The sequence below is a fragment of the Polaribacter litorisediminis genome (assembly GCF_019968605.1).
GTDB lineage: Bacteria > Bacteroidota > Bacteroidia > Flavobacteriales > Flavobacteriaceae > Polaribacter > Polaribacter litorisediminis.
Map to the genome: position 1 here is coordinate 1,342,730 of NZ_CP082966.1, position 21,911 is coordinate 1,364,640.

At 30.1% G+C, this 21,911-nt stretch carries 15 protein-coding genes; 14 read left to right on the forward strand and 1 reads right to left on the reverse strand.

The window, feature by feature from the left end; genetic code table 11:
- Positions 1-18 precede the first annotated feature (18 nt).
- Entirely contained in the window at positions 19-5,001 is a 4,983-nt protein-coding gene (locus tag K8354_RS05805) for a translocation/assembly module TamB domain-containing protein (protein ID WP_223446216.1), read from the forward strand.
- 101 nt (positions 5,002-5,102) lie between these two features.
- Entirely contained in the window at positions 5,103-7,361 is a 2,259-nt protein-coding gene (gene tamL, locus K8354_RS05810; protein WP_223447607.1) for a translocation and assembly module lipoprotein TamL, read from the forward strand.
- A 7-nt stretch (positions 7,362-7,368) separates the two neighbouring features.
- On the opposite strand, the gene K8354_RS05815 is transcribed toward tamL, so the two are convergent.
- On the reverse strand, positions 7,369-8,055 hold the full coding sequence (locus tag K8354_RS05815) for a Crp/Fnr family transcriptional regulator (RefSeq protein WP_223446218.1): 687 nt from the start codon (positions 8,053-8,055) through the stop codon (positions 7,369-7,371).
- Positions 8,056-8,161: 106 nt separating this feature from the next.
- On the opposite strand from K8354_RS05815, the gene K8354_RS05820 reads away from it, so the two are divergent.
- The 12 genes from K8354_RS05820 (at position 8,162) to K8354_RS05875 (ending at position 21,909) form a co-directional block, all read left to right on the forward strand.
- Positions 8,162-10,534, forward strand: a complete 2,373-nt coding sequence (locus K8354_RS05820; RefSeq protein ID WP_223446220.1) for a heavy metal translocating P-type ATPase — start codon at positions 8,162-8,164, stop codon at positions 10,532-10,534.
- Positions 10,535-10,536: 2 nt separating this feature from the next.
- Positions 10,537-11,235, forward strand: a complete 699-nt coding sequence (deoD, locus tag K8354_RS05825; protein WP_223446222.1) for a purine-nucleoside phosphorylase — start codon at positions 10,537-10,539, stop codon at positions 11,233-11,235.
- Between the two features lie 10 nt (positions 11,236-11,245).
- A complete protein-coding gene (gene hemN, locus K8354_RS05830; RefSeq protein ID WP_223446224.1) occupies positions 11,246-12,610 on the forward strand; it encodes an oxygen-independent coproporphyrinogen III oxidase in 1,365 nt (454 codons plus the stop codon).
- A gap of 153 nt (positions 12,611-12,763) precedes the next feature.
- Positions 12,764-12,937: a cbb3-type cytochrome oxidase assembly protein CcoS gene (ccoS, locus tag K8354_RS05835; RefSeq protein ID WP_223446226.1), complete on the forward strand. Its 174-nt coding sequence runs from the start codon at positions 12,764-12,766 to the stop codon at positions 12,935-12,937.
- 10 nt (positions 12,938-12,947) lie between these two features.
- The gene (ccoN, locus tag K8354_RS05840) at positions 12,948-15,143 is read left to right on the forward strand and encodes a cytochrome-c oxidase, cbb3-type subunit I (protein WP_223446228.1); all 2,196 of its coding nucleotides are present in this window, start codon (positions 12,948-12,950) and stop codon (positions 15,141-15,143) included.
- A 5-nt stretch (positions 15,144-15,148) separates the two neighbouring features.
- Positions 15,149-15,316 carry a CcoQ/FixQ family Cbb3-type cytochrome c oxidase assembly chaperone gene (locus K8354_RS05845; protein WP_223446230.1) on the forward strand — a complete coding sequence of 56 codons (168 nt, stop codon included), beginning with the start codon at positions 15,149-15,151 and terminating at the stop codon, positions 15,314-15,316.
- A gap of 12 nt (positions 15,317-15,328) precedes the next feature.
- The gene (locus K8354_RS05850; RefSeq protein ID WP_223446232.1) at positions 15,329-16,234 is read left to right on the forward strand and encodes a cbb3-type cytochrome c oxidase N-terminal domain-containing protein; all 906 of its coding nucleotides are present in this window, start codon (positions 15,329-15,331) and stop codon (positions 16,232-16,234) included.
- A gap of 59 nt (positions 16,235-16,293) precedes the next feature.
- Positions 16,294-17,715 (forward strand): cytochrome c oxidase accessory protein CcoG, encoded by a 1,422-nt coding sequence (gene ccoG / locus K8354_RS05855; RefSeq protein ID WP_223446234.1) that lies wholly within the window; start codon positions 16,294-16,296, stop codon positions 17,713-17,715.
- Between the two features lie 192 nt (positions 17,716-17,907).
- A complete protein-coding gene (locus tag K8354_RS05860) occupies positions 17,908-18,354 on the forward strand; it encodes a FixH family protein (protein ID WP_223446236.1) in 447 nt (148 codons plus the stop codon).
- The gene (locus K8354_RS05865) at positions 18,354-19,058 is read left to right on the forward strand and encodes a sulfite exporter TauE/SafE family protein (RefSeq protein ID WP_223446238.1); all 705 of its coding nucleotides are present in this window, start codon (positions 18,354-18,356) and stop codon (positions 19,056-19,058) included. The genes K8354_RS05860 and K8354_RS05865 overlap by 1 nt, the downstream gene beginning before the upstream one ends.
- 652 nt (positions 19,059-19,710) lie before the next feature.
- Entirely contained in the window at positions 19,711-20,184 is a 474-nt protein-coding gene (locus tag K8354_RS05870) for a response regulator (protein ID WP_223446240.1), read from the forward strand.
- Positions 20,185-20,187: 3 nt separating this feature from the next.
- Entirely contained in the window at positions 20,188-21,909 is a 1,722-nt protein-coding gene (locus K8354_RS05875; protein WP_223446242.1) for a GAF domain-containing sensor histidine kinase, read from the forward strand.
- The last annotated feature ends 2 nt before the right edge of the window (positions 21,910-21,911 follow it).

Consider the following 21,911-nt stretch of genomic DNA (forward strand, 5'->3'; position numbering starts at 1 on the left):
TTTAAATTGATTGATGTTATGACGGCAAAAAAACAACATAAGCAAAAGTTCCGTCTTTTTAGAAGAACCTTAAGAGTTCTTCTAGGGTTTGCAGTAGGCTTGTTTTTTTTAGTATTGTTTATAAGAAGTCCTTGGGGGCAAAACATCATTATTCACAAGGCAGTTTCTTATATTTCTAATAAAACGGAAACAAAAGTTACGTTACACAAAATGTACATTACCTTTGACGGAGCATTACAAATAGATGATCTTTTTTTAGAAGATAAAAATAAAGATACACTACTATATTCTAAATCTTTAGAGGCAAATATTCCGCTTTGGTCAATGATTAAGGGGGATGCCATTGGTGTAACTAATTTAAAATGGAAAGGTTTACGCGCTAATATCATCCGAAAAGATAGTATTTCAGGATATAATTTTCAATTTTTAATCGATGCTTTTGCGTCTGCAAAGAAAGCTGAAAATGTTCAAGACACGTTGGCAAAATCAAAGAATATTTTGATTGGTACTATCAATCTAAACGATCTTCATGTGGTTTTTAATGATGCCGTTTCAGGAATCTATAGTTCCTATAAAATTGGAAATTTTAACGCTAAAATGAAAACAGTGAATCTTGAGGAAATGATTTTTTCTGCAGATGCGATAGCGCTTTCTAATTCTAAAATCAATTTTATTCAAAATCCAATTGAGTTAATCACAAAAACATCTAAAGGAATTTCGGCTATTTTATCTGCAAATTCAATAACTTTAAAAAATGTAAATGCTTATTATGAATCTCCACAAAAGAAAATAATTGTAGAGGCAAAAATTAAAGATTTTTATACCGAAATTCCTGAATTTAACTTAGCAGACCAGTTTTTTCGTTTCAATGATGTTCGACTTAAAAATTCTGATATTTCTTTAAAAATAGCCGCAAAAACTAACTTAACGAATCAAAAAACACTGCATCCAAAGAATACTTCAGAAATTATTTGGCCTGCTATGCGTTTAGAAGTGAATACCATCGATTTAGAAAATAATACTGTTCGTTATGCTGTTGAGAATGCAAAAACTCATCGGGATAAAATAAATTTCAATGCCATCGCTTTAAAAAATCTAAATTTCAAGGCTACAAATCTCTATCTAAAAGATAAAAAAGCTGGAGTTCAAATTAAGGAGTTTAATTTTCTGGAAAAATCAGGATTTCAGTTAAACAGATTTGCAATTAATGCAGCGATTTCAGATAAAGCAATACAACTCTCAGAAATCAATATAAAGCTAAATAAGAGTATGCTTACTGGTTCTACAAAATTAAGTTATACTTCACTTTATCAATTAATTACATCGCCAGAAAACACGAATGTTCAATTAAAAATTTCATCTTTTCAGGTTGGGTTACAAGAGTTTTTTAAGTTTCAACCCAACCTTAAAGAAAACGAATATATTCGAAAATTAAGTAAAAAATTGTTGACAGGAACTTTAGATATACAAGGTTCTTTGGCAAAAATGAATATATCAAAAACGAATATAAATTGGGGGAAATCGACTAAAATTTCGGTATCTGGAACAGTTAAAAATGCAACAAATTCAGATTTATGGTCTTTAGACATTCCGAAGTTTAAAGCAGTAACAAAACGTTTAGATTTATTACAAATAGTCGATGAAAATAAATTAAATATTGAGTTACCTGAAGAAATTATAGTTGCAGGAAATATAAAAAGTAATTTAAATTCTTGGGTTGTTGATCTGCAAGCAAACACAAGTCAAGGTGAAGCAAGAATCAACGGAAATTTTATAAACAAAGAATTAATTTCTTATGATTTTATCGCGAATTTTAATAAGTATAATCTTGGAAAATTGCTAAAAGACACGAGATTTGGTGCGTTATCAGCAGCTTTAAAATTTAAAGGAAGCGGAATAATCAGCAACCAATTAAATGTAGCTTTAGACCTTAATATTTCTAAATTTCAGTTAAATAATTATCAACTTAAAGGGTTAGCATTTCATGGTGATATTAAAAACGGAAAAGGAGAAATTACGTCTACTTATAAAGATGAAAATCTGAATGTGAAATTAAATTCATTTTTAGAATTAGATTCAATAGCGCCTAAAGCAACAATAAATTTAGAGTTGATTGGAGCAGATTTGGCAGGTTTAGGGGTGATAAATCGTCCTATAAAAACAGGAATGAATCTTATGGCAGATTTTAAGGGGAATTCAGAAAAATTTAGTATCGAAACTTATATAAAAGATGGCGTGTTTGTCTACGATAATAGAACGTATTTACTCGGATCGGTTTTTGGAAAAGCCTATGTAGATAAAGATACTACTGCGGTTACTATTAAAAATAAATTGATAGATTTAGAATTAGAATCCAATACAGATCCGGCAACATTTAGCAAAGTTATAAAACGTCATATATCGAGTTATTTTTATAAAAACATCCAAGTTTTAGATACCATTTTGAATCCTGTAATTTTAAAATTAAAAGCCAAAGTTTCTCAAACGCCGCTTCTAAAAGATGTTTTTTTTATCAATATTAAAAATCTTGACACCGTTAATATAGCAGTAAATTTTAACGAAAAACAACAAAGATTAAAGGCTAATATTGCAGCTCCATACATTAATTATAGTAATAATAAGTTAGATAGTTTGTCTTTTTCTATGTTCACAGATCGTGATAATTTTAATTTCAATTTAGGTTTTAAAAGCATCAAAGCGGGTCCTTTTGATATTCCGAAAACAAGCATTACTGGTCGTCAAAATAATAACGAACTATCATTAAATTTCTTAGGACTTTATAACGATGAAAAGTTACTAAATGTACAAACCAAAATAACAGGCAGTAAAGATCGATTGGTGTTCACTGTAAATCCTGATAGTTTACTCTTAAACAGAAATCTTTGGAAAATTCCAGAAAATAACGAAGTTATTCTAGCTGATAAAAAATTACAGTTTAGAAACTTTAAAGTAACCAAAGAAAATCAATCTATTGAAATCACCAATAAATTATCGGAACTTTTTAAAGATTATATGGCTATTGATTATAGCAATTTTAAAATTAGTGAATTTTTTAACTATTTAAATCCGACGACAGAGATTGCAAAAGGAACTTTAAATGGAAATTTTTTGATAGCGCAGCCCTTTGAAGATGCGGAAAGCATTGCAAATTTATCGGTAAGCACCTTAGAAATATTAAAAACTGATTTTGGTACCTTAAAAGTGGATGCAAGATATTTAGGAAATAATAACTATAATTTCGGAGCAAAAGTAAGTGGCGGTTATCTTAATTTGAATGTACAAGGCGATTATTATAGAACGGGTGATGACACTAATTTAGATGTAAATTTAATAATTAATGAGTTTAAAATAAAAGCTTTAAATGCACTTTCTTTAGGCGAAATTAATGAGGGCAATGGAAGTTTATCTGGAGATTTTAAAGTGTCTGGAACTACTTCTGATCCTCAATATAGCGGAAAATTACAATTTAAAAATGCAGCCTTTAAAATTAAAAAATTAAACTCAAAATTTTCGCTCCCAAATGAAACCTTACAGATTGATAATAGCCTGCTTTCAATGTCTGAATTTACCATTTTAGATGCCAAAAAGAATTCTTTAATATTTTCGGGAACAATGGTAACAAAGAATTTTTTTAATCCTACATTTAATTTAAACATTAAGGCTAAAAACTTTAACGTTTTAAATGCTACTAAAAAAGAGAATGAATCTTTATTTGGAAACTTAGCTTTTAATGCAGATGCAAAATTAACAGGGAGTTTACGAATTCCGAAATTGAATGCACAACTTGCGGTAAGCCCAGAGACCAACCTAACCTATGTTTTGCCAACAGCCTATGCAAAAATGGAAGAGAGAGCAGGGGTAGTTGTATTTGTAAATAGAGAAAACCCTGATGCCATTTTAACACAAACAGAAAAACAAACTGCCATAATTACTGGTTTTGATATCTATGCGAATCTAAAAATCGATAAACAAGCAGTTGTAAATATTATTCTCGATAAAGAAACAGGAGATCACTTTAAAGTATCTGGTGATGGCGATTTCGTAGTTGCAATGAAACCCAACGGAAGTATTTCTTTAACAGGAGTTTACGAGGTTTTTGAAGGGCATTACGAATTGAATTTATATAATTTGGTCAATAGAAAATTTTACTTGGCTCCAGGAAGTCGAGTTTCTTGGTCGGGTGATCCATTGGATGCAAAACTAAATGTAAGCGCTTTTTACAAGTTACAAACATCTGCACTGCCGTTAATGGCTTCTCAAATTTCTGGAGAAGATGCTGCTATCAGAAATAAATACAAACAAAAATTACCATTTAATGTCTATTTAAATATTAATGGCGAACTATTAAAACCTAAAATATCTTTTAATTTAGATATGCCAGAAGAAAATCAAGGTGCTATTGGAGGGCAAGTTTATGGTCGTGTGCAACAAGTAAATCTGCAAGAAGATGAATTAAATCGTCAAGTTTTTTCATTACTAGTTTTAAATCGATTTTATCCAGATGCAGGCAGCGATGGTAGTTATGGCGGTTTTGCAACGATTGCAAGAGATAATTTAAACGATGCAGTTTCAGAGCAATTAAATGCTTTTTCCGATAAAATTCTTGGAGGTTCTGGGTTAGAATTAGATTTTGGTTTGCAAAGTTTTACAGATTATCAGGGTGATGCACCAACAGATAGAACACAATTGGATATTGCGGCACAGAAAAAATTATTTAACGAAAGATTAATTGTAAGAGTAGGGAGTGAAGTAGATCTTCAAGGAAGTAGTGCAAATAGAGAAAAGACTCCTTTAATAGGAAATGTTAGTTTAGAGTATAAAATTACAGAAGATGGAACGTATAGAATTCGAGGTTTTAGAAAAAGCGAGTTCGAAAATGTAATTGATGGGCAAACCATAGTCAGTGGAATTGCTTTAATTTTTACAAGAGAATTTAATGAATATTACCAACTTTGGGATGCTATTTTTCGTGCAAAAAAAAATGTAAAGAGCAAGAAATAAAATTACCAAAAACAAGCGATAAAAAATTTATAAAAAAGGAAAACCATAAAAAAGGAAAACAATAAAATTTGAAAGCAATATTTAAACATAGCGGTATATTAATGCTATTGATCCTTTTTTTGGGTTCTTGTAGTATACAAAAGTTTATTCCAGAAAATGAGCGTTTGTATACAGGGGCAAATTTAAAAATAGAAGCAGACTCAACTGTGCAAAATTTAAGTAATTTAAGAGAAGATTTAAAAACACTGATAACCCCTAAACCAAATTCAAAGTTTTTAGGCATGTATATAGGGCTTTTTTATTATTATAAAAATCAAAAAGAAAAGACAAATTTCATCAACAGGTGGTTGTTTAAAAAATTAGGTCAAAAGCCTGTATATCAATCTGATGTAGATGAGTTGGAAGTAAAGAAAATTTTAAGAAATCGATTAGAAAATCATGGGTTTTTCTATAGTTCTATAAGTTCTAATTTTATAGAAAAAAAGAAGAAAGCTTCTATAATGTATCGCATAAAAGTTCCTGCTCCTTATAAAATGGCTACCTATAAAATAGATAGTATGATGATGCCAATTTATAATGAAATTAAAAAGTTAAAAGCAACTTCTCCTTTTAAAAAAGACATGCGTTTCGATTTAAATAGTCTAAAATTTGAACGTCAAAGATTAAATTCAGAATTAAAAGAAAAAGGATACTATAATTTCAATGATGATTTTTTAATTTTTGAAGCCGATACAAATCAATATAAGAATAAAAAATTTGATTTATTTCTTAGTTTAAAGGCCAATGTTCCTAGAAAATCGACCATTCCTTATAAAGTGCAACGCATTAATGTATATCCAAATTACAGTTTAAACGATTCCGTTGCAATACTTGAAACTCGTTTTAAAAATAAAAGTTATTATCAAGATGCAATCAAATTTAAACCAACATATTTAGACGAATTTATAACCCTAAAAGAAGGTGATTTTTATAGTCCGATGGCATCAAAAACAACTTCTAGGAGACTCTCTACAATTGGGACTTATAAATATGTAAACATTCAATATAAAGAATTAGATACAATTATTAAAGATAGTGCAGGTAGCTTAGAAGCTAATATTTTCTTATCACCTTTAACAAAAAGAGCGGTTCGGGTTGCATTACAAGCGGTTACAAAATCTAATAATTTTGCAGGACCAGAATTAGAAATAACGACTAGTAACAGAAATTTATTTAAAGGAGGAGAAACATTAAATATTAGTGCTAATATTGGCTACGAAACCCAACTTACAAGCGGAGATAATACGGGTTTAAGTAGTTTAGGACTGGGATTAAAAGGTTCGTTAATTTTTCCAAGAGTTATCACACCATTTTCTATCAAGGAAGATTTTTTTGAATATTCTATTCCGAAAACCAAAATGAGTTTAGGTCTTACGTATTTAAACAGAAGTCAATTATACACGCTGTTATCAGGTAGTGCTAATTTTGGATATCTTTGGAATGCAAATAAATATATCACGTATGAATTCAATCCAATTACGATAAATTATGTCCGTTTATCAAATTCAACGCCAGAGTTTGAAGAAATATTAAGCAATAACTCTTTTTTACAACGTAGTTTTAATCAACAATTTATAAGCGGATTAACGTTTTCTTTTACGTATAATGAAATGTTGGATATTACAAAACCGCATCAATTTTATCTACAATCTACCATAGATATTGCAGGGAATTCTATAAGTTTATTTGATAAAGAAAAAAAGTTAGGAGAACCAAAGCAATTTTTAGGTTTAGAATATGCACAATATGCAAAAGTAGATATTGATGCCAGATACCACTTCAATTTCGGGAAAACTAATGCACAAACTATTGCTGCAAGAATCTTTGCTGGTTATGGTTTAGCGTATGGAAATTCTGATGTAGTTCCGTTTGCAAAACAATATTTTTCAGGAGGACCCTATAGTGTAAGGGCCTTTAATATTAGGTCTTTGGGCCCCGGGACGTATAGTGAAGATACTACGAATGTGCAACCTATAGGTTCTTTTTTTGATAAAACAGGCAATGTTCGTTTAGAGGCAAATATTGAATATCGTTTTCCTATTTATTCTTTCTTTAAAGGCGCCATTTTTGTAGATGCTGGAAATGTATGGAACACCGTTGCCAACCCTATTTTTGAAGGTAAAGATACATTTTCATCTAATTTCATCAACGAATTAGGAATTGGAGCCGGAATAGGATTAAGAATTGAGGTGCAAGGTTTTGTACTCCGTTTTGATTTAGCAGCGCCTTTTCACAATCCTGCTTTCATAGAACAAGGAACAAATTGGAATTTTAGAATTGACGAACCTGTCTTTAATTTTGCCATAGGATATTCTTTTTAAAGCGAATTTAAAATCCTGATGCAATTTTTTCTAATGCTTTTTTATCAATAACAGCAATAGATTTTCCATCAATTTTTATGGTTTTTTTCTTTTTAAATTCAGAAAGTAATCGAATTGCAGACTCTGTTGCAGCACCAATTATATCTGCAAAATCTTCACGAGACAACTGTATATCTATATACTCAGTGTCTTCTGAAAGAAAATTTGCATCAAGATACAACAAAGTTTCAGCCAAACGCTGTTTTGTTGTTTTTTGAGCCATGTTTACCACTAAATTATCGGATTGTTTTAAGTTATCTGCCATTGATTTTAAGATACTCATCGAAAACTTTGGATTTTGTTCAAGATCTCCTAAAATTTCTTCTTTGGGTATAAAGCAAACTTCCATATCATTTAGGGCGATTGCTTTTAGGTTAGAAGGCTCATCCGAAATTAAATTCCGTTCGCCTAACATATTTCCTTTATGGATTAAATCAATAATTTGATTTCGACCGTTTTCACTCATTTTAGAAACTTTACAAACTCCTTTTTTAATACAATAAATCCCATTTATATGGTCGCCTTCGTTAAATAAAGCTTCTCCTTTTTTAACTATTTTAACGGTTTTACAAGAAGATATTCTTACTAATTCTTCCCTAGAAAGTTCGTTTAAAGAATTAAATTTACGCATCATGCATTGTTCACATTTGCTCATAGTACAATTTTTTGGTGATGTGAAAACAAATATATAGAAAAGCTGACAAATATCATATTTTAAATTTACTTCTTATCGCAAATTTGCAAAAGGCAAAAGAGTAAATATGAATACCACAAATTGTTATCATTGTGGAGATTCTTGTAGCAATGATAGTATAAAGATTGAAGAGAAAATTTTCTGTTGTAATGGTTGTAAAACTGTTTATGAAATTTTTTCTGAGAATGATTTGGCATGCTATTACGATTTTCAGGAAAATCCAGGTGCAATTCCCGAAGAAATTAAAGGAAAATATGATTTTCTTGAAAATGAAAGTATTTTAGAGAAATTACTAGATTTTAATGACGAAAATACACAAATTGCAACCTTGTATATTCCGCATATACATTGTAGTTCATGCATTTGGGTGTTAGAAAATTTACATAAATTAAATCAAAACGTTTCTGTATCGCAAGTAGATTTTCCCAAGAAGACCGTAAGAATAACCTACAATTCAAAAACAACGTCATTAAAAGAAATTGTATTGTTATTAAGTGCCATTGGTTATGAACCTTATATTAGTTTAGAAGATTACGAAACAGGAAAAAAAGGAGTAGACAGAAGCTTAATATACAAATTAGGAATCGCAGGTTTTGCTTTTGGGAATGTAATGTTTCTTTCTTTTCCAGAATATTTTCAAGTAGATGGTTTTTGGATAGAAAAATATAAAAATGTATTTCGATGGTTGATGTTTTTCTTCTCGTTACCGGTTGTTTTTTATGCCGCTAATGATTATTTTATTGCCGCTTACAAAGGCTTGCGATCTAAGATTTTAAATATTGATGTACCCATTGCACTTGGAGTTTCTGTGCTGTTTATTAGAAGTACCATTGAAATTATTTTTGATTTGGGTACTGGCTTTTTTGATAGTTTAACGGGGTTGGTTTTCTTTTTATTATTAGGAAAGTTTTTTCAACAGAAAACTTATAATTTTTTGTCTTTTGAACGAGATTATAAATCGTATTTCCCGATTGCAGTTACAAGGATTACTGCACAGAAAGAAGAAAATGTACAAATTTATGAGGTCGTAAAAGGTGATCGATTATTAATTAGAAATCAAGAATTAATTCCTGTTGACGGAATTTTAATCAATGGAAATGCTCAATTAGATTATAGTTTTGTTACTGGAGAGGCAGAACCTGTTTCTAAAAAATCTGGCGATAAATTGTTTGCTGGTGGTAAACAATTATCGGGTGTTATAGAAATGGAAGTTTTAACCTCTGTTTCACAAAGTTATTTAACGCAACTATGGAGTAACGATGTTTTTCAAAAAGATCATAAATCGAACTTTAAAACCATTACAGATAAAATCAGTAAAAACTTTACGATTGCCGTTTTATTGATTGCTTTTTTTGCGACCACATATTGGTTGTATTTTGATGCTAGCAAGGCATTAAATGTATTTACAGCAGTCTTAATAATTGCCTGTCCTTGTGCAATTGCTTTGGCAGCTCCGTTTACTTTAGGCAATATGTTGCGCATTTTTGGCAAACAAAAATTTTATTTAAAAAACACTACAGTTATAGAACAACTAGCAAAAATTGATACACTTATTTTTGATAAAACTGGCACGCTAACAACCCACAAAGAGAATACAATTATCTATAACGGACTTGCATTAAGTGATAAAGAAAAAAGTATTTTAAAAAGTTCATTAAGAGCCTCAAACCATCCGTTAAGCAGAACATTATACGATACTTTTAAAGAGGTAAAAACATTCGAAATTAAAGATTTCAAAGAAACTGTAGGAAAAGGAATTGAAGTAAATTATAACACTACAAATTTAAAATTGGGTTCTTCATCATACGTAAAAAAGAGTATGGAAAAAACAGCGCTAGATACCGCTGTTTATATTAGTTTTAATGAAGTTTATAAAGGAAAATTTACTTTTAAAAATGCTTATAGAGACGGGGTAAAATCATTATTTAATTCTTTAAAAGATGACTTTAATTTGGCTGTGGTTTCAGGCGATAATGAAGGAGAAAAAAGTTATTTACAAGAAAATTTACCGCCAGAAACTACGCTATTATTCAATCAAAAACCTGAAGATAAATTGAATGTTGTGGCAAAGCTTCAACAAGAAAATAAACATGTTGCCATGATTGGTGATGGTTTAAATGATGCCGGAGCTTTAGCACAGAGTGATGTTGGGATTGCACTATCAGAAAACATAAATGTATTTTCTCCTGCTTGTGATGCTATTTTAGATGCTTCGAAATTCAATAAAATAGATGTGTATATCAAAGCATCAAAAAAAGCAATTTCAATCATTAAATATAGCTTTATACTTTCTTTATGCTATAATTTAATTGGATTGTATTTTGCAACAACCGGGCAATTAAAACCAGTAATTGCAGCCATTCTAATGCCTTTAAGCTCTATTAGTATTGTTGTATTTACAACCGTTGCAACGAATATTTTAGGAAAAAAAATAAAATAATTATGAGCATACATATTGAAGCTAAAAAAGGAGAAATTGCAGAAACAGTGCTGCTGCCAGGAGATCCTATGAGAGCAAAATGGATTGCAGATACTTTTTTAAAAGAAGTTTTTCGATATAATGATGTTCGAGGAATGTTGGGGTTTACAGGAACTTACAACGGTAAAAAAATCTCGGTACAAGGCACAGGAATGGGAATTCCATCTACTTTAATTTACGCAACAGAACTCATAACGGCATACGGAGTGAAAAATTTAATTAGAGTGGGTTCTGCAGGTTCGTATCAAAAAGATGTAAAAATAAGAGATATTGTTTTAGCAATGTCTGCCTCTACAAATTCAGGTTTAAATACCATTCGTTTTAATGGAGCAGATTTTGCGCCAACAGCAAGCTTTACCTTGTTTCAAAAAGCCATTGAGGTTGCGAAAGAGAAGAATATTCCGTTAAAAGCTGGCGGAATTTTAAGTTCAGATGAGTTTTATGCAGATGAATTTGAAAGTTATAAAAAATGGGCAGATTATGGTGTTTTGTGTGTAGAAATGGAAACTTCAGGATTGTATACAGTCGCTGCAAAACACCATGTAAATGCCTTATCTATTCTAACAATTTCAGATAGTTTGGTAACAAAAGAAATAACAACTGCAGAGGAAAGAGAGCAGACTTTTAGAGAAATGATAGAAATAGCTTTAGAATTGGCTTAATAAAAAATAGATGAAAAAATCACTCATTCAAAAATACAACATTCCAGGACCAAGATACACGAGTTACCCAACAGTTCCTTTTTGGGATGCAACAACGTTTACAAAAGAAAAATGGATACAGACTTTTAAAACTTCTTTTGTTGAAAGTAATGAGCAAGAAGGCATTAGTATGTACATTCATTTACCTTTTTGTGATAGTTTATGCACGTTTTGTGCTTGTCATAAACACATTACAAAAAGACATGAAGTAGAGGAGGAGTATATAAAAACGGTCTTAAAAGAATGGCAATTATATGTAGATTTAGTAGAGGATGTCCCGGTGATTAAAGAATTGCATTTGGGTGGCGGAACACCTACTTTTTTTTCAAAAGAACATTTAAAGTTTTTGATTGATGGTATTTTTAAAATTGCTAAAAGACATACGAAGTCAGAATTTAGTTTTGAGGGGCATCCCAACAATACGACCAAAGAACAATTACAAACTTTGTATGATTGTGGTTTTACGAGAGTCAGTTTTGGCGTACAAGATTATAATGAAAAAGTACAGAAAGCCATCCACAGAATTCAGCCTTTTGAGGCAGTAGCTCAAGTAACAAAATGGGCTAGAGAAATAGGCTATACCTCTGTTAGTCACGATTTAATTTTTGGACTTCCGCATCAAACCAAAGAACATGTAATTCATACAATTCATAAAACAAAAGAATTACTGCCAGATCGAATTTCATTATACAGTTATGCGCATGTACCTTGGGTAAAAGGAGTTGGACAAAGAGGGTTTAACGAAAAAGATTTACCGAAAGATGATGAAAAACGAGCACTCTATGAAATAGGAAAACAACTTTTTGAAACATTAGGTTATGAAGAAATCGGTATGGATCATTTTGCCTTAAAATCAGATAGTTTATACAAGGCAACAATTCACAATACATTGCACAGAAATTTTATGGGATATACCGCTAATAAAACCCAATTAATGATTGGTTTAGGGATGTCTGCAATTTCAGATTCTTGGTATGGATTTGCACAAAATGTAAAAACAGTAAAAGAATATCAAGAAATTGTAAATGCTGGTGAAATACCTATTTTTAGAGGACATATTTTATCGGAAGAAGACACCGTTATTAGAAAACATATATTAAATATGATGTGTCATTTTGCAACTTCTTGGAAAGAAAAATCGACCCAAATAAAAAATATTGAATTCCATTTACAATTATTAAAAGAATTACAGGAGGATGGATTGGTTCAAATTAAAGAAAATTCACTCTCCATACCAGAAAACGCAAGACCTTTTGTGCGTAATATTTGCATGGCTTTTGATGTGCATTTGCTGAAAAAGAAACCAAGCACACAATTATTTTCACAAACTATATAAAACTTTTTATTGAAGTTTATGTCAAGATTTCTTAGAACTATCTTTCCTAAAAAACTAAGAATATTTTAACATTTTTTTAAGAAATATGACAAATGTCATATTTTATAAAGTCTATCATAATTATTTTTGAAACATCAAATTATCAGGCAAGATATGAGCGTAATATACTTACTACTAACACTAAGTATTCTAGTGGCTATTGTATTCTTTATCGCATTTATATATTCCGTTAAAAACGGACAATATGACGATACCTATACCCCATCTGTTCGCATGTTATTTGATGATGAACTGATTAAAGAAAACAAGAAAACAACTACTAATTAAATATTAAATTATGGAAATGCAACAATTTTATTACGATAATAAAATCGTGAAAAAATTCATTTATGCAACATTACTTTGGGGAATTGTAGGATTCTCTGTAGGTTTATTGTTGGCTTTTATGTTTTTATTCCCAAATGTTACAGACGGAATCTCTTGGTTAAGTTTTGGTCGTTTAAGACCGCTGCATACGAATGCTGTAATCTTTGCCTTTGTAGGAAACGCAATTTTTGCAGGAGTTTATTATTCCCTTCAAAGATTATTAAAAGCAAGGATGGCTAGTAATTTTCTAAGTAATTTTAATTTTTGGGGATGGCAATTAATTATTGTTGCAGCTGCAATTACCTTACCACTTGGATATTCATCATCTAAAGAATATGCTGAGTTAGAATGGCCAATTGATATCGCAATTGCGCTCGTTTGGGTTGCTTTTGGTGTTAATATGATTTGGACAATCTTGCAAAGAAGACAAAGACACTTATATGTTGCAATCTGGTTTTATTTAGCCACTTTCGTAACGGTTGCAGTTTTACATATCTTTAATAGTTTAGCTTTACCTGTTAGTTTTTTTAAATCATATTCGGTGTATGCTGGGGTACAAGATGCTTTAGTTCAGTGGTGGTATGGTCATAATGCGGTTGCATTTTTCTTAACGACACCATTTTTAGGATTAATGTATTATTTTGTACCTAAAGCCGCAAATAGACCTGTGTATTCTTACAGGTTATCTATTGTACATTTTTGGTCTTTAATCTTTATTTATATTTGGGCAGGTCCTCATCATTTATTATATACGGCATTGCCAAATTGGGCTCAAAATTTAGGAGTTGCATTCTCTGTGATGTTAATAGCTCCTTCTTGGGGAGGAATGATTAATGGTTTATTAACGTTAAGAGGAGCTTGGGATAAAGTAAGAACAGATCCTGTTTTAAAATTTATGGTGGTTGCAATTACCGGTTATGGTATGGCAACTTTTGAAGGCCCAATGTTATCACTTAAAAATGTAAATGCGATTGCACATTTTAGTGATTGGATTATTGCACACGTTCATGTGGGTGCATTAGCTTGGAATGGTTTCTTTACTTTTGGTATGTTGTATTGGTTAATACCAAGAATGTTTAAAACAAAATTATATTCTGTAGCATTAGCAAACTTCCATTTTTGGATAGGAACCTTAGGAATCATATTATATACATTACCAATGTATGTTGCAGGTTTTGTGCAAGCTTCTATGTGGAAACAATTTAATCCTGACGGAACTTTAACATATGGTAACTTTTTAGAAACCGTAAATGAGATCATTCCAATGTATTGGATGCGAGCCATTGGTGGAACAATGTTTATTATTGGTGCCATTGTTATGTTGTATAACGTTGTAAAAACAGTAAAAGCTGGAAGTGGCGTAGAAGATGAATTGGCAGAAGCTGCTGCTTTAACGAAAGTTTCTAAACATAGAACGCAAGGAGAAGGATATCATACTTGGTTGGAAAGAAAACCAATTAAATTAACAATTTATGCAACGATTGCAATTCTAATTGGAGGTGCTGTTCAGATTATTCCAACCTTATTAGTGAAATCGAATATTCCTACCATTAGTAGTGTAAAACCCTATACTCCTTTAGAATTAGAAGGTAGAGATTTATATATCAGAGAAGGCTGTGTAGGTTGTCACTCTCAAATGGTAAGACCTTTTAGAAGTGAAGTAGAGCGTTACGGGGAATATTCTAAAGCAGGAGAATTTGTATATGACCATCCATTTTTATGGGGATCTAAACGTACGGGACCAGATTTACATAGAGTAGGTCAAAAATATTCTGATAGCTGGCACTTAAATCATATGTATGATCCTCAAAGTACATCACCAGGTTCTATTATGCCTTCTTACAAATGGTTGATAAGCAATAAATTAGATAAATCAGATACGGAATCTAAAATGAGTGCCATGGTTACTTTGGGAGTTCCTTATTCTGAAGACGAAATAGCTAATGCACAAGCTTCTATGGATACACAAGGAAAACAAATTGAAGAGAATTTGTACCAAGATCCAGATTTCGCAAAAAACTATGAAGCTGATAAGAAGTTTGCCTCTGAAAATGGAAATGATTTCATAGCGATGAAAGATCGAGAAATTGTAGCGATCATTGCTTACATTCAACGATTAGGCACAGACATTAAAGTAAAAGACGAACAGAAAATTTCTAAAAAATAAACATCATGTTAAAATTTGTAAAAGGTCACATGGAGAGTATTACCGGAATAGAAATATATCCCCTAATATCACTTATAATATTCTTTACTTTTTTTGTAGCGCTATTTTGGTGGGTGTTTACATCAAAAAAAGAGTACATAAATAAAGTTAGTAATATACCATTAGACCATTAAAAATTTATTGAAATGAAAAAATATATACAATCCACAGTTTATGTACTATTTGTATTAGTTACATTTTTTGCACTTATAAAGTCTTTTATGACGTATAAAAATCCGCTTAATTTTTATGAAAATCCCTTAGTTTGGTTTTCTATTATCGGTTTTGTAGCAGTAATTATTTTAAAGGAAGTTGTTAATTTTATAGCGACTGAAAAAGCGAAAGAATTACAGAACGAAAAAGACGGAATTATACCAGAAGTTCCTAAAGATTGGTTGAAAGAATTATTGAAATCTTGGACTAAATCTAAAGCCATAGAAGAGGAGCAAGAAATTATCTTAGATCATAATTACGATGGAATTAAAGAATTAGATAATTCACTACCGCCTTGGTGGGTGTACATGTTTTACGCAACCATTGTATTTGCTGTTGTTTATCTGGTAAGATTTCAAGTGATGGATGGTGATACACCCGCTATGGAATATGAGAAAGCGGTTGCACAAGCAAGACTAGAAATTAATAAATTTAAATCTACTGCGCCCGATTTAATCACAGCAGAAAATGTAATATTATTAACAGATGCTTCAGATTTAAAAAGAGGTAGAGCAATTTTTAATATAAATTGTGCTTCTTGTCATTTAAGTGATGGAGGTGGTTCTATAGGGCCAAATTTAACAGACGAATATTGGATTTTAGGAGGGGGAATTAAAAATGTATTTACAACAATTTCTAACGGTGGTAGAAGTGGAAAAGGAATGATTGCTTGGAATAAAACATTAAAACCAGCAGATATGGCAAAAGTTTCTAGTTATGTACTTTCTATGCAAGGAACCACGCCAGCTCAAGCAAAAGAGCCTCAAGGAGAAAAATGGGTAGAAGAAGCTGAACAGCAAGAAGTGCCAGAGGCTATTTCTGAAGAGCTTAATGAATAGAGATTTTTTTAATTGTAGTCTTAAAGTAGGTAGTGATAAATAGTTAGAGGTAAGTTAAAATGGAAAAACCAGATAAAGAACAATTTAGAGATAGTATTGGTACTATAAATAAAGAAGGAAAGCGTTCTTGGGTATTTCCTAAAAAACCAAGCGGGAAATTCTATAAATATAGAAGTTACGTAAGTTATTTTTTACTTATTTTTTTATTGTCTGCACCGTTTATTAAAATTAACGGAAATCAGTTTTTACTATTTAATGTTTTAGAACGAAAATTTAATATTTTCAGTTTTCCTTTTTGGCCACAAGATTTTCATTTATTGGTCATTTCGATGATTACAGGTGTTGTTTTTGTGATTCTATTTACCGTTGTTTTTGGTCGTATTTTCTGCGGATGGATTTGTCCGCAAACCATATTTATGGAAATGGTTTTTAGAAAAGTAGAATATTGGATTGATGGAGATAGAGGAAAACAGATACGATTAAATAAGCAACCTTGGAATGCAGAAAAAATTAAGAAAAGACTTTTAAAATGGTTTATTTTCTTTATCATTTCTTTTATCATCGCGAATGTTTTTTTAGCGTATTTAATTGGTGGCGATACGGTAATAAGTTACATCACAGGAAATCCTTTTGATACTATTAGAACACTTATTTCTTTAATTATATTTACGTGTGTTTTCTATTTTATATTTGCTTGGTTTAGAGAGCAGGTTTGTATTATAGCTTGTCCTTATGGTAGATTACAAGGCGTTTTGCTAGACAACAAAACAATTAATGTTGCCTATGATTTTAAACGAGGAGAAAGAGAAGAAGGGCGTTCTAAATTTAAAAAGAATGAAGATAGAGAAGCTTTAGGAAAAGGAGATTGTATTGATTGCAAACAATGTGTTGTAGTTTGCCCCACAGGGATCGATATTAGAAACGGAACCCAATTAGAGTGTATAAATTGCACTGCTTGTATCGATGAGTGTGATCATATTATGGAAAGTGTTAACTTACCAAAAGGATTAATTAGATACGCAAGCGAAGATAATATTGTAAAAAAGCAACCTTTTAAATTTAATGCTAGAATAAAAGGATATTCGGCAGTATTACTTATTTTAATAGGTATTTTATTAGGAATGTTGTTTCTAAGAAATGAAGTTGAAGCGAATATTTTAAGATTACCAGGGCAATTATATCAGCAAAAAGAAAACAATATTATCAGTAACGTTTATACGTATAAAGTAATTAACAAAACAACCAAAGACATTACAGATGTAAGTTATAAAATATTGTCTCATAAAGGTGAAATTAAATTGGTTTCAAATCATAATTTTATAATACCAAAACAAGGTTTAGCTGAAGGAACCTTATTTATAGAGCTCAATGTCTCCGCATTAAAAAGTGATAAAGATAAAATAGAAATTGGTGTTTATAGTGGCGATAAATTAATTGAAACTACCATAACCAACTTTTTAGGTCCAAGAAGTTATAAATAAGTAGGTAGTTATCAAATTAGAAGTTTTGGAAATAGTTTAAATAATGATTAGGAATTAGTAACGATTGAATTTATAGAATTATTAAGGAATCGATTATTTATAGAAATTGACAATACGTAATTAGAAAGCTACGTTAATTACCAAAACAAGTTTGATATATACGTATTGACAAAAAATAAAATAAAATAAAAAATGAAAATTAGCTGGGGAACAGGAATCGTAATTACCATTATTAGCTTTATGGCTTTTATCCTATATTTTGTAATTACAATGAGTACAGGTAAAGCTTATACTCATGATTTGGTCACAGAAGAATACTATAAACAAGAATTAAAATTTCAAGATGAAATTGATGCTAGTCAGAATTTGACGAATTTAAAAGAAGAATTAACCATTACAAAATCAAAAGAAGGGCTACTCGTTAAATTTCCTAGTAAATTTAACGAAGAAAAAATACAAGGAAAAGTGTTCCTATATAGACCATCTAATAAACAATTAGATTTTGAGATTCCTATTTCAATTTCTAAAACATATTTGCTCGTGCCTGAGAAACGTTTATTAGATGGTCGTTGGAACATTAAAATAGCTTGGACTACCAATAATACAAACTATTTATTTAAAAAAGAAATTTTATATTAATGTTTTTATCTGCAATATTATTTGGGTTGTTGGGTAGTTTTCATTGCATCGGCATGTGCGGCCCCATAGCATTTATGTTGCCCATTGACCGACAACACAATATGAAAGCATTCTTTCAAATTTTAAGTTATCATGCCGGTAGATTATTTACATATAGTCTCATTGGACTCCTTTTTGGTTTCTTAGGAAGAGGATTTTATTTCTTTGGGTTTCAGCAACAACTTTCTATAATTGTAGGAGTTCTTATGATTGTTGCTATTTTATTTCCAAAACTTTTACAAAAACTATCTTTATCAAAAAAAGTGAGTACAATCATTTTAAAAATAAAAAACTCTTTAGGTAAAGAACTTAAAAAAAAGGGAAATGATACTTTTTTTACAATCGGTTTTTTAAACGGATTTTTACCTTGTGGATTGGTGTATATGGCCATTTTTGGTGCAATTGCAACCACCAATGCTTTTTCAGGAAGTTTGTATATGTTTTTATTTGGTTTAGGGACCATTCCGCTAATGACCGCTTTTGTCTATCTAGGAAATTTTACCAAGGGTAATTTTAGAAAAAACATTCAAAAAGTAATTCCTATTATGGTCATTTTTATAGGCGTTTTATTCATCATCAGAGGTTTAGGATTGGGGATTCCTTATATTTCGCCAATAGATCCTAACTTAACATCTTTGGTGAACGCAAATAGTATTTGTCATTAATCATATAAATGAAGTTTTTTTGAATCTTCTAATATTTGTCATGAAATTTTGGTATATCTAAAGTTTTAGCAAAAACTCACCTATATTTTTATGAATTTTATCGATATAAAAGTTACTGTTCGCAATTAATTTTTTAGTTATCTTAAATTTATTCTATCTTTATGCATTGACATAAAATAAAGTTCATTTTAAAAATTTACTGAAGCTCTGTCTCGAGTGATTTTTAGAGATATGTATTTTCTTTTTCTATGAGGAAACAAATTGATAAAAGTCATCATTAAAGATTGATATTACATCATTTTGTAAACTTTATAAAAATTTAAAAACAGTTTTTACACCAGATATTCTAAATATTTTTTAAGAAGTTTGTTTGTAAATAGTCAAAAAGTGAGGATTTCATTTTTTAGAAATTTAAATTGATTGAACTCACGTTAATTTTTTGATTGAACGAGTTGCAATAAATTCAAACAAAAAGATAAGGAGTACTATGAAAAGTATGGCAGCAAAGGAGTTTTTTAAATTATATCCATAGTTGAAAAATTTTTATAGGAGGTAAATTTTAGACAAGTGGTTATTATGTTTATACAGTTGGTCAATTTTGCATATGAAACAATTATCAAAAAAATATCTTTAAATCAAGGCAAATAAGCATATGAAAAGTTACAAAAAGATAAACGCTGATTCTTTAGATATTCCGGTAGCGATGCCTCGAGGTAGTTCGCTCGCAAGGAGGAAAGTAAGCATCTTATTTATTGAAAATGATGAACAAGAAATAGCTAAAGTAAAAAAAACAATTTCTAAAGAAAAGGATCGTTTTAACTTAATATCAGTTGCGAATACTACTGAGGCATTATCCTCTTTAGAAAGTAATTTACCAAATATTATTTTGTTAGATATCAACATACCAAATTTAAACGGAATTGAATTTTTAACAAGTTTAAAGAAGCATGAGATTTTTAAATCTATTCCGATAGTTATTTTAACATCTATAAGTACAAATATTAAATCTTGCTATAAGCTTGGTATTGCTGGCTATCTCTTAAAACCTTTGAAAGAAGAAGATTATGAAATAAAAATAAACTCCTTATTAGAATATTGGAGTCTTAATGAATTTATTATCTCTTAAAATTTGAGCGCCCCAAATAAAATAGAAATTTTAGAAAGAGCTTTAGAACGCCAAAAAAAGGCTAGAAAAGAAGCGGAACAAATTCTTGAAGAGAAATCTCTAGCACTTTATAAAACTTCGCAAGAGCTGCAAAAAGTTAATGAAAAATTAGAAAATCTTTTAGACGAAAAAACTGTACAATTAAGAGGTATTTTTAAAAATATTAATGATGCCTATATTGTTATGGATATTGATGGTTCAGTCCTAAAAATGAACGACAATGCTATAGAGTTATTTGGATATAATCATCAAAATGAAATGATTAATATCATAAACTTGGTCTATCGAGAAGATTTAGCATATGCCATGAATTCCTTTTCAGAATTAATAGAAAAAGGCTATTTCTCAAATTATACAGCTAGAGTAGTCGCAAAAAATAAAGAAATAAAATGGGTAAATATTAATGCTAGTGTTGTTTATGATAAAAAGAACAAACCCATAGCTGCGCAAGGAATTGTGCGAGACATTACAATTCAACGAGAAAAAAGATTAATTCTCGATATGATTAATAACATCTTAAAAGCTATTTTAGGGAAAGAAAATTTGTTTGAAATAGCTTGGCAAATATCAAGTAATATCGCTGAATATTTAGGTACAAATGATTGTGTTATTTATTTGGTTAAGGATAAAACAAAATATTTAGAGCAAATAGCAGCTTATAAAAAAAGAATATCTCAAGAGAATCAAGTTTTAAATAAGGTATTAATACCATTTGGTAAAGGGATTGTGGGGTCTGTTGCACAAACAGGTATTTCCGAAATTATTTCAGATACAAGCAAAGATGATCGATATATTTTAGATGGTGAAACAAGATTATCAGAAATAGCGGTGCCCATCATTAACGATGGTAAAGTAATTGGAGTTATAGATGCAGAGCATAGAAATGATAATTACTTCGTAAAAGAACAGTTACATACTATTGAAAGTATTGCAAATTTGGTTTCACTAAAATTACAAAGTGCCATTAATTTAAGAGAAAGAAAAAAAGTTGAAAATAGAAACACACAACTTTTAAAAAAATTAGCAAAAAGTAACGAAGAGCTTGAAGAATACGCATATATCGTTTCTCATGATTTAAAATCGCCTTTAAGAAGTATTTCGGCTTTAAATAGTTGGATTCAAGCTGATAATGAAGGTAAGTTTGATGAGTTTAGTTTACAAAATTTTCGAGATATTGATGCTACTTTACAAACTATGGAAGATTTAATTTCTAATATTTTAAAGTATTCTAGTATCAACACAAAAGATGAAATAAATGAGGATGTAGATTTACATAAATTAGTAGAAGATTTAAAAACAGTATTATTCGTTCCCAAACATATATCCATTCATATTTTAAATAAATTACCAGTTTTTAAAGGAGATAAAACTAAATTTCAACAATTATTTCAAAACTTAATTAGCAATGCTGTTAAATTTATCGATAAAGAAAAAGGTTTTGTAAACATAAATGTAACAGAAGACGCTTCTTATTATACTTTTTCTATTGAGGATAATGGGATAGGAATCGATAAAAAACATTTTGATAAAGTGTTTAAAATATTTCAATCTTTGAATATTTCAAAAGATTCAAGTGGCATAGGTTTGTCAATTGTTAAAAAAATTGTAGATATTTACAATGGAGAAATTTGGTTAACATCAGAAATAAATAAAGGAACCACATTTTATTTTACCTTAAGGAAATAGTT